This window comes from Mycolicibacterium sp. XJ879 (assembly GCF_053483935.1).
Genome location: NZ_JBEFTH010000002.1, coordinates 113,439 through 125,947, shown reverse-complemented (window position 1 = coordinate 125,947; position 12,509 = coordinate 113,439). Strand labels below are relative to the sequence as shown.

Annotated in this window: 9 protein-coding genes, 1 tRNA gene and 1 pseudogene; 9 read left to right on the top strand and 2 right to left on the bottom strand. The window is 61.9% G+C overall.

Annotated elements, in window-relative coordinates:
• Positions 1 to 220 precede the first annotated feature (220 nt).
• From ABQF13_RS04310 to ABQF13_RS04275, 8 genes and pseudogenes are all read left to right on the top strand, one after another.
• A tRNA-Leu gene (locus tag ABQF13_RS04310) sits at positions 221 to 303 on the top strand.
• Between the two features lie 336 nt (positions 304 to 639).
• A pseudogene (locus ABQF13_RS04305) lies at positions 640 to 2,375 on the top strand (type I restriction-modification system subunit M).
• On the top strand, positions 2,372 to 3,625 hold the full coding sequence (locus ABQF13_RS04300; RefSeq protein WP_448391502.1) for a restriction endonuclease subunit S: 1,254 nt from the start codon (positions 2,372 to 2,374) through the stop codon (positions 3,623 to 3,625). The pseudogene ABQF13_RS04305 and the gene ABQF13_RS04300 overlap by 4 nt, the downstream one beginning before the upstream one ends.
• A gap of 2 nt (positions 3,626 to 3,627) precedes the next feature.
• Positions 3,628 to 6,762, top strand: a complete 3,135-nt coding sequence (locus ABQF13_RS04295) for a type I restriction endonuclease subunit R (protein WP_448391501.1) — start codon at positions 3,628 to 3,630, stop codon at positions 6,760 to 6,762.
• Positions 6,763 to 6,956: 194 nt separating this feature from the next.
• Positions 6,957 to 7,814 carry a GIY-YIG nuclease family protein gene (locus ABQF13_RS04290; RefSeq protein WP_448391500.1) on the top strand — a complete coding sequence of 286 codons (858 nt, stop codon included), beginning with the start codon at positions 6,957 to 6,959 and terminating at the stop codon, positions 7,812 to 7,814.
• A 273-nt stretch (positions 7,815 to 8,087) separates the two neighbouring features.
• Positions 8,088 to 8,555 carry a sigma-70 RNA polymerase sigma factor region 4 domain-containing protein gene (locus ABQF13_RS04285; protein WP_448391499.1) on the top strand — a complete coding sequence of 156 codons (468 nt, stop codon included), beginning with the start codon at positions 8,088 to 8,090 and terminating at the stop codon, positions 8,553 to 8,555.
• Positions 8,539 to 9,393, top strand: a complete 855-nt coding sequence (locus ABQF13_RS04280; RefSeq protein WP_448391498.1) for a zeta toxin family protein — start codon at positions 8,539 to 8,541, stop codon at positions 9,391 to 9,393. The genes ABQF13_RS04285 and ABQF13_RS04280 overlap by 17 nt, the downstream gene beginning before the upstream one ends.
• Before the next feature lie 214 nt (positions 9,394 to 9,607).
• Complete coding sequence (locus ABQF13_RS04275; protein ID WP_448391497.1) at positions 9,608 to 10,375, top strand: MerR family transcriptional regulator; 768 nt, start codon at positions 9,608 to 9,610, stop codon at positions 10,373 to 10,375.
• A gap of 67 nt (positions 10,376 to 10,442) precedes the next feature.
• Here the strand turns inward: ABQF13_RS04275 and ABQF13_RS04270 are convergent, their stop codons facing one another.
• Entirely contained in the window at positions 10,443 to 10,802 is a 360-nt protein-coding gene (locus ABQF13_RS04270) for a nuclear transport factor 2 family protein (RefSeq protein ID WP_448391496.1), read from the bottom strand.
• Positions 10,803 to 11,100: 298 nt separating this feature from the next.
• Here ABQF13_RS04270 and ABQF13_RS04265 point away from each other — a divergent pair, with 298 nt between their 5' ends.
• Complete coding sequence (locus ABQF13_RS04265) at positions 11,101 to 11,709, top strand: universal stress protein (protein ID WP_448391495.1); 609 nt, start codon at positions 11,101 to 11,103, stop codon at positions 11,707 to 11,709.
• Positions 11,710 to 11,727: 18 nt separating this feature from the next.
• Here the strand turns inward: ABQF13_RS04265 and ABQF13_RS04260 are convergent, their stop codons facing one another.
• Positions 11,728 to 12,348, bottom strand: a complete 621-nt coding sequence (locus tag ABQF13_RS04260; protein WP_448392001.1) for a TetR/AcrR family transcriptional regulator — start codon at positions 12,346 to 12,348, stop codon at positions 11,728 to 11,730.
• Positions 12,349 to 12,509: the final 161 nt, after the last annotated feature.

Here is a 12,509-nt window from a genome sequence, read left to right as displayed (position 1 = left end):
TGCACACGACCATGTACACCAGCGTGTCGCCGGGCACATCGCTCAGTTGCATGGTATCGGCCAAGCGCAGGCCTGCGGGACCACCAGAACTCTGAGAATCGCGTTTGTGCAGCTCAGCGGGCCGGGCGGGGGTGGCTTTGGTGTAGGTGGCGGGCCGGATGAGACCATCGGTACGGTTGAAGGGCCGGGGCGCCTGCGTGATAGGCTCCCCCGGTTGTTGGGGCGAGTGGCGGAATGGCAGACGCGCTGGCTTCAGGTGCCAGTGTCCTTCGGGACGTGGGGGTTCAAGTCCCCCTTCGCCCACACATGAGCGGTTCTTTTGAACTGCGACGCAAAGGTCACGAACTCTATAGAGGGCGTGGCCTTTTTGCTTGGGGGCGTGTCCGTGAGTGCCGGAGTCAGCCTCGTGGGGAGTTGGCGGCGTAAGTCCCTGACGACCTTGCGGGCCGGCAGTATGGACAGGCCTTATGCGCGACGGCACTCAAAGAATGATGTCGGCCGGGGCGCAGTGTCTATGGCCCCGACGACAAAAGGCGCTCAGACTGCCCCCGGCTACCTTGCGTTTGGGCGAAGATGCTGAGGACCGCTCCGGACCGTGGTGCGCGAGTGCAACTCGGATAACTCAATGGGGGCTGAAGTTTGAGCAAGCTTGGCAACTTCGTGTGGGGGATCGCCGATCAGCTGCGCGGTGTGTACAAGCCGCACCAGTACGGCGGGGTGATCCTGCCGTTCACGATCCTGCGGCGGCTGGACTGTGTACTGGAACCCACCCGCGACGAGGTCCGCGCGCTCGCTGAGAAGTATTCGGGCGGTGCGCTGGACCTACAGGTCAAGCGCAAGACCGGGCTGGGTTTCTATAACACCAGCCCGTTCGACTTCAAGCTCCTACTCGACGACCCCGAGGGGCTGCGGGCGAACCTGATGGACTACATCACCGGGTTCTCGGCCAACATCGACGTGTTCGAGCGATTCAAGTTCGAAAACGAACTCGCCACCCTAGACGAGAAGAACCGGCTGTATCTGGTCACCTCCCAGTTCGCGGAGGTGGACCTGCACCCCGACACGGTGTCCAACGCCGAGATGGGTGACCTGTTCGAGCACCTGATCTACAAGTTCGCCGAAGCTTCCAATGAGGAAGCAGGCGAGCACTACACCCCGCGTGACGCGATTCGGCTGATGGTCGACTTGCTGTTCGCTGAGGAGAACAAGGCGCTGATGGAACCTGGCACCGTGCGCTCCATCTACGACCCGACCGCCGGCACCGGCGGCATGCTCTCAGTCGCCGAAGAACGGCTGCTGGAAAAAAATCCCGATGCGCGGCTGCGACTGTACGGCCAGGAGATCAACGACCAGTCCTATGGGATCTGCAAGTCCGACATGATCGTCAAAGGCCAAGACGCCGACAACATTCGCCTCGGCGATACCTTGTCCGACGACCTGTTCTGGGACCGAACCTTCGACTTCTGCATGTCCAATCCCCCTATGGGGTGGATTGGAAAGCCGCAGCCGACGCGGTGAAAAAGGAAGCCCTGGCGCAGAACTCGCGGTTCTCCCACGGCCTGCCCGGCATTGGCGATGGCCAGATGCTGTTCCTGTGTCACCTGGCATCGAAGATGCGGCCCGCTCACGAAGGTGGCGGCCGTGCCGGGATCGTCCTGAATGGCTCGCCACTGTTCACTGGCGCCGCGGAATCCGGGCCGTCGAAAATTCGGCAGTGGCTGCTGGAATCCGATCTGGTGGAGGCGATCATCGCGCTACCTACCAACATGTTTTTCAACACCGGTATCGCCACCTACATCTGGATCCTCGACAACACCAAACGCCCCGAACGGCAGGGCACGATCCAGCTGATCGACGCGACATCGTTCTGGATGAAGATGCGCAAGAGTCTCGGCTCCAAGAACCGCGAGGTCGATGAAAAAGCCCGTGACCGCATTCTGGCGTTGTATGACGCCTTCGACGAAGCCGATCCGGATTTCTCGAAGGTGTTCACTGCCAACGACTTCGGCTACTGGACCATCACCGTCGAACGCGCCTTGCTCACGGACTGCGGCAAGGTTTCGACCGATCGCAAGGGCAATCCGAAACCGGATCCGAAGAAGCGGGACACCGAGAACGTACCCTTTACCTACGGTGGCAACACCGAGGGGCAAGCTGGCCGCGATGCGACGATCAAGGCATACATGGACGCCGAAGTGCTACCGCATGTGCCCGACGCCTGGGTCGACACCGCGAAAACTAAAGTCGGCTATGAGATCCCGTTCACCCGCCACTTCTACAAGTACGTGCCGCCCCGCCCCCTCGCGGAGATCGATGCCGACCTGGAGAAGCAGGTCGCCAAGATCCTGGAAATGCTGCGGGAGGTGGAGGGGTGAGCAGCGTCCTTCCTCCCGGATGGCGCCGCGGAAACATCAGACGCTACGCCTCGATGAAAACGGGCCACACTCCTAGTCGGTCGAATCCGGAGTACTGGGAGAACACCACAATTCCCTGGTTCACACTCGCGGACGTCTGGCAGCTTAGGGATGGCCAGCGCACCTATCTCGGAGACACAACGAACCGCATCTCCGAGCTTGGGCTTGTGAACTCCGCCGCGGAGTTGCTACCCGAGGGCACAGTCGTACTGTCGCGGACTGCCTCCGTGGGGTTCTCCGGCGTGATGCCAAAACCGATGGCAACCAGCCAAGATTTCTGGAATTGGGTGTGCGGACCCGACCTGATCCCGGAGTATCTCAACTACCAGTTCAAAGCGATCGCACCAGCACTGCGGGCAATGAACATGGGTTCAACCCACCAAACGATCTATCAAAAGGATGCGGCAAGTATCAGAATTCTTGTGCCGCCGCTATCCGAGCAGCAAGCTATCTCTGACTTTCTGGATCGGGAGACGGCACGCATCGACATGCTTATCGCCGAGCAGCAGCGACTGATCGAAATGCTCCGGGAACGACGGGACTCGGTGTGGTCACACGGACTTGCAGAAGCAGCCCGCAGCGGTAAACCTGTGAGGGTTCGGCGCATTCTCTCGTCGATCGTAGACGGTCCGTTCGGATCGGCGCTGACGTCAGCTCACTACTCTGACGAGGGAGCGCGAGTGATCCGGCTTGGCAACATCGGTCTCTGCGAGTTTCGTAATGAGGACGCTGCCTACGTCCCGTTGTCGTACGCGGACAAACTGAGGGCCCACGCAGTAAGTCCAGGCGATGTCGTCATTGCCGGACTGGGAGACGACAGGATGCCCTTGGGGCGTGCAGTTGTGGTGCCCCCGATTGGCCCAGCGATAGTAAAGGCGGATTGCTACCGCGCCCGTCCGACTAATGCCGTTACGCCAGATTATCTCGCGTGGGCATTGTCAGCGCCTGAAACTAGGTCACAGGTAATGCTCCTTGCTCGTGGCGCGACGCGTGCACGCCTCAATACTTCGGTTGTACAGCAGGTAGCTATCCCGCTCCCAAACAAAGACGCACAGGTTTCGATAGTTAGGAAGTGGCGAGCGCGGTCCGCCAAGATCGACACCCTCATCGCGGAAACCGAGAAGTTCATCGAGTTGTCCCGGGAGCGACGGTCGGCTTTGATCACCGCGGCGGTGACGGGTCAGATCGATGTGTGCGACAAGGTGGCCTGATTATGGCGCAGCACAACGAGATCGAGTTCGAGAAGGAGCTAACCGAGTATCTAGCTGACCATGGTTGGCTGTACTCGCCGAACGATGCCGGCTACGACAAGGCGCGCGCCCTGTTACCCGAGGACGTGTTCGGTTGGCTGGCGGAGACGCAGCCCGAGCAACTTGAGAAGGTCGTCAAATCGGGCTCCCGGGATATCGTCAAGCAACAGGGCCAGTTGCTTGACCGGATCGTGAAAGTCCTTGATACACCGCTAGACAACGGTGGCGGCACCCTCAATGTGTTGCGCAAAGGGTTTTCGCATCTAGCGGGGAAGTTCCAGATGTGTGTCTTCAAGCCCGAGACCACTCTGAACGAGAAGCGCAACGCTGACTATGCGGCGGTGCGGTTGCGGGTGATGCGGCAGGTGCACTTTTCCACCGCGGATCAGCGTTCGGTGGATCTGGTGTTCTTCGTCAACGGTTTACCAGTCGCGACTGCGGAGTTGAAGACCGACTTCACCCAGACGATCGCCGATGCGATCAACCAGTACAAGACATCCCGGTTGCCGAAAGATCCGAGTACTGGCTCGGTTCAGCCGTTGTTCGTGTCGGGCGCGCGGGCGTTGGTGCATTTCGCGGTCACCAACGACGAGGTGTGGATGACCACCAAACTCGCCGGCGACAAGTCCCATTTCTTGCCGTTCAACCGCGGGACCGAAGGAGGCGGCGCCGGAAACCCACTCAACGCAGAGGGGTCGAAGACCTCCTACTTGTGGGAGCGGGCGTTGCAGCGTGATGCGTGGCTGAACATTCTGGGTCGGTTGATGTACATCAAGCACGAGTCGCGCACCGACCCGATCACCGGCAAGACCAGCAAGTCGGCCACATTGCGGTTCCCGCGGTTTCACCAGTGGGAGGCCGTCACCGAGCTGACGGCCGCGGTCACCGCCGAAGGCGTCGGCAAGCGGTATCTGATCCAGCATTCCGCGGGCTCCGGAAAGACTGATTCGATTGCCTGGACGGCGCACCGGATGGCCAGGCTGCAGGTCGACAACCAGAAGGTGTTCGACTCGGTCATCGTGGTGACCGACCGCAACGTGCTCGATGCCCAGCTGCAGGACGCGATCAAGCAGATCGACAACGATCAAGGCATCGTCGTCGCCATCGACCGCGACGAAGCCGCCAAGACTGGCGGGTCGAAGTCGGGGCTGCTGGCCAAGGCGTTGACCGACGGCAAGCTGATCATCGTTGTGACCATCCAAACCTTTCCGTTCGCGATGGCCGAGATCCGCAAGAACAAGGGCCTCAGGGACAAGACGTTCGCAGTCATCGCCGACGAAGCCCACTCCTCTCAGTCCGGGCAGGTCGCCGCCAATCTGAAAGCGGTATTGACCGCTGAGGAGCTTCAGGAACTCGCCGAAGGCGCAGAAATCGACGTCGAAGCCGTCCTGGCGGCCGAGGCCACCGAGCGGGCCGAATCGGCCAACATCTCCTACTTCGCGTTCACCGCGACGCCGAAGGCCAAGACGCTGGAATTGTTCGGCCGCCGACCCGGCCCGGATGAACCGCCGGCACCGTTCCACGTGTACACGATGAAGCAGGCTATCGAGGAGGGCTATATCCTCGACGTGCTCACCGGCTATCACTCGTTCAAGCTGGCATTCCAGGTCGGCCAGAACGCCACCAACGGCGAGGACGTGGATCAGGCCGAGGCCACCAAAGCCGTCATGCGCTGGGTGAAACTCAACCCGCAGACCATCGCGCAGAAAGCCGCGATCATCGTCGAACACTTTCGCGCCAACGTCGCCGACCTGCTCGACGGCCACGCCAAGGCCATGGTCGTCACCGACTCCCGCAAAGCCGCGGTCCGCTACAAAGGGGCGATCGATGACTACATCGCCAAGAAGGGCTACGGCTACGGCACCCTGGTTGCGTTCTCCGGCACGGTGCACGACCCCGAATCTGGACCCGAGGATTTCACCGAAGCCACCATGAACCCCGGCGTGCGGGATCTCCGCACCTCGTTCCGTGGCGATGAGTACAAGGTGATGATCGTCGCCAACAAATTCCAGACCGGCTTCGACCAACCGCTGCTGTGCGCGATGTACGTTGACAAACTCTTGTCCGGAGTCACCGCGGTCCAAACGCTGTCGCGGCTCAACCGCACCTACCGCACCCCCTCCGGCGTGCAGAAGACCGCGGCGATGACCCAGATCGTGGACTTCGTCAACGAACCCGAAGAGATCCGCAAGGCATTCGAGCCGTACTACACCGACGCGTTCCTGGAAACCGAAACCGACCCCAACCTGGTCCACGATCTGGCCGCCAAACTCGACACCGCCGGGATCTACACGCAAGCAGAGATTGACCACTGCGCGGAGGTTGTCGTGAAAGGCAAGGGCCACAACGCGCTGAGAGCGGCGATCGGCCCCGGCAAGAAGCGTTTCGCCGAGCGGTATCAGGCCGCGCTACGCGATAACGGCGGGGAGGGCGACAAGGCCGCACTCGCCGAGTTGGACATGTTCCGTAAGGATGTCGGCTCGTTTGTGCGCCTGTATGACTTCATGTCGCAGATCATCTACTACGGCGACCCCGCTTTGGAGAAGAAACACATCTACCTGCGGCATCTTGAGCGGGAGATTCAGCCGGAGAACTACACCGCACCCATCGACCTTTCGGATGTGGTGCTGAAGAAGGTCAAACAGATCGACCGCGGTCGAATCGACATCGGTCTCGGCGTTCGCGTCGGGCTGACCGGTATCACCGCCGCCGGCTCTGGGGAGAAGCGTGACCCGAAAATGGTTGCCTTCCAACAAGTCCTCGACCGGCTCAACGACCTGTTCGGATCCGAGGACTTCACCGAGTCGCAGAAGGTCTCGTTTCTCGAAGCCTTGCTGCGCAACCTGCTCGACGACCAGGCCCTTGTTCAGCAGGCCAAAGTCAACTCCATCAAACAATTCGTCGAATCACCCGACTTCGACGACGCCGTCACCGGTGCGGTCGCCGACAACCACGGCGCGCACGAAAAGATGAGCGACTACTTCTTCACCAACGCCCCTGGCCGTAGCCACCTAATCTCCGATATCGCGAAATGGTTCCACCGGGTGGTGGCATCAGAGTATGCAGAACTCGCACCAGATGGGATGCGTCAGGCATAAAAACGCGATTGTGATGGAGTTCGCCAGCCCAAGAGGAGCACCACCTAACCAGAGGCGCAGACTCCGCTGCGCGCGTTGTGCGCGCCCGTCGGCTCGAAACGCTCGCGCCATCAGCCGTATGGCACCGAAGATCCAGCGGACGCCGCTGATTGCGCGGCACGCTGGCAGCGCCAGCGGAAATACAAGGAGGCGAAGTGCATAAAGAACAGCATCGTCGGCCCGCATTGAATCCCATACCGGTGCGGCACCTGTTCGGTGGCCTCGATGCCACAGCGTTCAAACTCCACTGCGCAGTGGTCAACGAACAGCAGATCCAGCCGATTGACGTACTCGCCAACGATTGGGACGAGTGGGTCGGCTGGAGCAGGTGGCGTGGAGCCACCGACCATTTCAACCGGGATTTCATCTTCACGATGGCAAGAGAGCGGAAGTCCCTGGACCGGTGGCTGTTCGGCGGAGTCTTCAAGGTGGTCGGGCGCCAACCCATCCCCAACTCGCGGTCCTACGACCTTGAGTTGCGCGATGACATCATGGGCGAGTACATCAAGCGCCTGGTTATCGAGTTCAGGCCTCCAGGTCGCAACAAGCGGTTGAACCTGGAATCGCACCTGGACCGCATGGTCGTCGCTGCGATTCATGACCGACCTTACGAGGGCGAAGAGTTCCCCGGTGTTGACAACATCGACCATTCACTGCGGCAGCTACGCACCGTCATCGAACAGAACCGGCCAGATTGGCGCAGTGCCCTCGAAGCGATGAAGGGCGTGTATGTGATCCATGATCAGGCCACCGGTGCACCGTACGTCGGGGCCGCCTACGGTGACACCGGGATATGGCAACGCTTGTGCGCCTATGCGACGACGTTGCATGGCGGCAACGTGGAGTTGAAAGCTCTCATCGAGGCGAAAGGTGAAAACTACGCGCTCGACAACCTGCGCTTTGCGCTGCTGGAGTTCTTAACCCTGCGCACCGACGACCAGCGAGTGATCGACCGAGAGGTCTACTGGAAGAACGTTCTGGCGTCGAGAAGGTTTGGAAACAATCGAAACTAGCTCTGAAGCCCCGGGAACTAACGCACGGTCCGACGTGTCGCGGGGGCCGTGCTACGACTCATCGCAGGCACGGAGCTCAGAGTTCATGTCGCACTCGGGCGCTGAACGAGGTCATCTCCTGCCCGCGCCTCAAGACCCCAATGTTGACGCGAATGTAACTATGCGAGGCCGGTATCGGGCCGGCGGCACGAACTGCCAGAGGGGTGGCGGCGACTGTTGCGGAGGCGTACCGTGGGAGTGATTCAAAATGAATCAGCGAAAGGTGCGACAGCCATGCAACCGCAGGTCATGAACGTTAGAGAGCGGCTGACCATAAAAGCTGCCCGTCAGCGAATTAACGAGCGCGAGCTAGAGCGGGAGATTTACAGGGCCGCCAGCCTGGAGGGTCTATCGCAACGCCAGATCAGCGAAATCGTGGGCATCCACTCACAAGCTACAGTCCAGCGCATCCTTCGTCGCATAACGGAAGACCCTTCGCGCCTTGAGGAGACTCCAGCGGAGATCATCGACCGACGTGCCGCAGGCCTCATTGACACCGATGAAATGATGGACCGTCTCTTGAACTGGGAGTACTCCGTTGGTGGGGCGGTCCGAGTGGACGGCGTCGTCACCGATGCGTACAAGACCGGTGACTGGGACGACATCGAGATGGGCTTCTACCGTGGACTACTCACCGACGACGAGTTCGAACGCCTCGCCCAACGCCACCTGAACACCATGGGTCGTGGAATTCAACCTTGACGTGCGGGCCCAGGTAGCCCGTCAGCTCGCAAGCAAGTCGGCTCCGGGTGGTCCGTTACATCGCGAAGCCCCCGGATGCACCGCCTTCCGCTACGCGACTGATGCCGGGCGCCCAAAGCTACGTAAGCGGCTCGTCGAAAGGTATCTCGCGCGAGCGAATCCCCGCCTCGATGGCCGTTCGGCGATCATCACGGCTGGCGCGCCGGGCGCAGGCAAGAGTTCCATCTTGCGGGCCTTGCTTGCCGACCTCGACGAATACCGCGTGATCGATGCTGACGACTTGAAGGACGACCTGATTGAACAGGCACTCAACGACGGCATATACGACGGTCTGCTGGCTGAGATCCTTGCGGATGGACACTCGCTCGCGCCACGTGAACTAGCAGGCTTGGTGCATGTGGAGTCCGTAAAGCTGGCCGACCAGATCCGACGGTTGTGTATAGAACGCGGAGAGAACCTCGTCATTGAGGGCACATTGACGTGGGATGGTCAGGGCCCGAGAATTTTTCGGGAGCTTGCATACGCCCAATACACCGATGTCGAGGTGTATGGGGTTGACACGGAAAAAGCGATCGCGCATGAGCAGGCTCTGACGCGATGGTGGGAGGGTAGACAACGCTGGGTCCGAGGCGAAGATCGCCTGGGCGGGCGGTTCACTCCAGCGGATGCCATCGATGTCTGTTACCCGTCGAGCGGGCCATCGATATGTATTGCGCACGCGCTGAGGTTCATTGAATCAGCGCAGACTGGAGAGATTCCCAGGGTCCGCGTCAGTATCGTGCGCAGGCAAGCTACTGGGGCGGTGGAGATCTCGGATGAGCGCTTCTATCGTCAGTAGCGGACAGCTGGCTGAGGTGGGCGGGCGGGTACCGCCACGGCTTGGATGTACCTGGCGACGCCGACAGCGTTATCGAAGACGAAATTGGCGGCCGCTCTAGGTGCGGCAGGCATCGGATACGTCCACCATCGGTGCATGTCTTCCTCTTACTGGTTGCGGTACCGTGCATCTCGCATGCGTCGCTCGCGACGAGATGACAGGAAGGGAGTCGGTCATGCGTCCCGGCCTCTCCATCGGGGCATTCGCCACGGTGACGAGGTTGAGCGTGCGGACGCTGCGCCGCTATCACGAAGCAGGCCTCCTGGAGCCGGCCACGATCGACCCGGCCACGGGCTACCGCTACTACAGTGCCGAACAGATCCCCACCGCCCAGGTGATCTGGCAACTGCGCCAGCTGGACATGCCCCTCGCCGAGGTGAAAACGATTCTGGCAACGGGCAATCCAGAACAGCGAGCCGAGGTCGTCGCCAGCCACCTCAGGCGCCTGGAGGCCGCGCTCGACCGGACCCGAGCCGCCGTTGTCTCGCTGCGCCGGTTGCTGCACCCCGAACCCGCGGACCTCCCCGTGGAAGTCCGCTCCGTTCCGGCGCGCACCGTGGTGGCGGTCACGGCGTCTGTCTCCCTTGATGATTCGCTGGAGTGGTATGACGGCGCGATGGCCGAACTCGACGATGCGTTCCCACCAGCCGAACGCACCGGACCGCCCGGCGGACACTATGCCAACGAACTGTTCACCGAGGGCGACGGCCCCATGACCGTCTTCCGTCCGGTGCGAACCCCGCGCGCCTCCGGGCGGATCGAGGTCCTTGACCTGCAGCCTGCCGACCTCGCCGTCGTCGTGCACCCTGGACCGCACGACGACATCGACGTCACCTACGGCAGGCTCGGCGCCTGGGTCGTCGAACACGCGCTGGCCGTCGACGGACCAGTCAGGGAGGTGTACTTGGTCGGGCCGCGTGACACCGCGGACTCAACGGCATAGCGTACGGAGATCGGCTGGCCAGTCTTCCCGCTCGCACCGGTGACCCCGGCGGTAGGCGCCGACTGAGTCACGGCTCGATCACCAGACGACTGATCCGGCCGCCTTCGAGGGTGAACCGGAAATGCAAGTCGGCGACGCCGCCGGGGAAGTTGCCCTCCAGATGCTGCACCACATCGACATGGTTGGCACCAGCCATGGTGGCGTGGTCGAACTCGGTGGTGTAGGTGTACTCGCTTCCCGCGCGCCTCAACCAGGCTGCGATCTCGCGGCCTCCGCGGTAGGTCTGCTCCTCATCGGTCACCTTTGCGTCGGAGGTGAAGGCGGCAGCCGCCGCATCCGGATCCGAATCAGACTGTGCGCTTAGAAAGGTACGGACGATATCGGGAAGCTCGTCCCACGACGTATTGGTGTTCTCGTTGATGGTCATGATCCCAGCGTGGAGTCTCCCCCAACGGGAGAGTCAAGACGCAATCCGAGCCGCACTCAGGTAGTCGAGCGCCGCGGCTAGGTCGCACTCTTTCGTGAAGTGCTCGATCAGCACGCGGCGGATCGTTTCGCCTCGGCTCATCCCATCGCGGGCGTTCACGCCCACGCCCGACTGCGTGCACTCGGGGAGCCTCCAGCTATGGATCCCTCCCGGTAGGCTCTGCCTGGGGCGCGCCGGGAAGTCTGGTCGGCATCATCAAGCTGCTTCGATCGAAAGGCTGCGCTAGGGCGCAATAACTATGGACACTTTCCCTCTCGCCGCGGTGTTTCTGGTGGTTTGGTTCGTCACCGGGGCGATCACCGGCATCTGGCTGGCTCGGCGCGGCCACGATCTGCGCTGGATTCCGATCGCACTGATGCTCGGCCCCATCTTCGTGCCGATTGCGCTGGAACTCGCCGATCGCGGTGGACCACGGCGGGCGTCGGCCGGCGACTCCAGTGATTCGGCGCCGACGTCTGGTGCGCCTCGAGTCCTCGTCGGCTTGGACGGATCGACTCAGTCGACCGCAGCCCTCGACGCCGCGAAGCGCCTCTTCGGTGAGACGGCCGAACTGGTCCTGGCCGAGGTCGTTCCGTACGAGGCCGCAGAAGATCCCGAACGAACGGTAATCACCTCGGCCAAGGAAAGGCTGGCCGCTCGCGCGGCCGACGCACCGGCCGCCACCCCGCCGCGCCACGAAGTGCTCGTCGGCGCCCCCGCAGAAGCGTTGGCCCACTTCGCCCAACAGCTCGGAGCCGACGTCGTTGTCGTCGGCCGGCGCGGGCGGGGTCTGAGCCGGGCGCTGCTCGGCAGCGTTTCCTCCGATCTGCTCGAGCGATCCCCGGTCCCGGTGCTCGTCGTCGACTAGATCCGGCAGTCGGTATGGCTACGTCACCGGCTGCAGGCTGCGCAGGGTGCTCTTGACGAACTTCTCCAGCGCCACCTCACGTTCGGAGCGAAACTCTCGGACAGTGGTCAGCAGGGCGTGGACGCCGAGGAAGAAGAACGCTGCGCTGTGGTAGGCGTCGACGTCGTCGTAGAGGTCGCCGCGGATACGAGCGCGTTCGATCTCCGCGGCCAACAGCACGAACACCGGGTGGTTGGTCCACTGTTCTCGCTCCGGCAGCGTGGGTGAGAAGTAGAGGCTGATGACGTCGTGGAACAGTGATGTGCCCCAACGGCTTTCCAAATCCAGCACCAGCTCGATGATCGTCTTCAACACCGCAGGCAGGCCAGGGCGGGTGTCGAGGAACCGGCCCAGTTCGTTCGCCAATTGCGCCTCGTCGCGCCGGATCAGCTCGAGCAGCACATGTTCCTTGGTCGGGAAGTGGAAGTAGAAGGTGCTGCGCGCCACCCCTGCGGCCTTGACGATGGCGTTGATGTCGGCCGAGTGGGCGCCGGCGCGCTGAAACTCCACGATGGCGGCATCCAGCAGCCGCGCGCGGGTGTTCTCGCGCTGGGTTTCCCGCCGGGTCGCAGTCTCGGCCACGCACCCATTGTGCCGCACCAAGCCCATTCATCGACAGATGTCACTAAATTCTCAGGAACGCTGTCTTCGGGGTGAACGGTGCTGGCCGCTATCCGGGCTGGTCATGTGGTATCACAGCAATTCGAGCAGACGATCGAGCGTAATAGTTCGTTGTCATTTGTCAGTGAGTGTGCTAGACC

Bases quoted from the DNA above. Each gene is read 5' to 3' on its own strand.
- ABQF13_RS04285 (WP_448391499.1), top strand. From the start codon at position 8,088: ATGCAACCGCAGGTCATGAACGTTAGAGAGCGGCTGACCATAAAAGCT.
- ABQF13_RS04275 (WP_448391497.1), top strand. From the start codon at position 9,608: ATGCGTCCCGGCCTCTCCATCGGGGCATTCGCCACGGTGACGAGGTTG.
- ABQF13_RS04295 (WP_448391501.1), top strand. From the start codon at position 3,628: ATGGCGCAGCACAACGAGATCGAGTTCGAGAAGGAGCTAACCGAGTAT.
- ABQF13_RS04265 (WP_448391495.1), top strand. From the start codon at position 11,101: ATGGACACTTTCCCTCTCGCCGCGGTGTTTCTGGTGGTTTGGTTCGTC.
- ABQF13_RS04270 (WP_448391496.1), bottom strand. From the start codon at position 10,802: ATGACCATCAACGAGAACACCAATACGTCGTGGGACGAGCTTCCCGAT.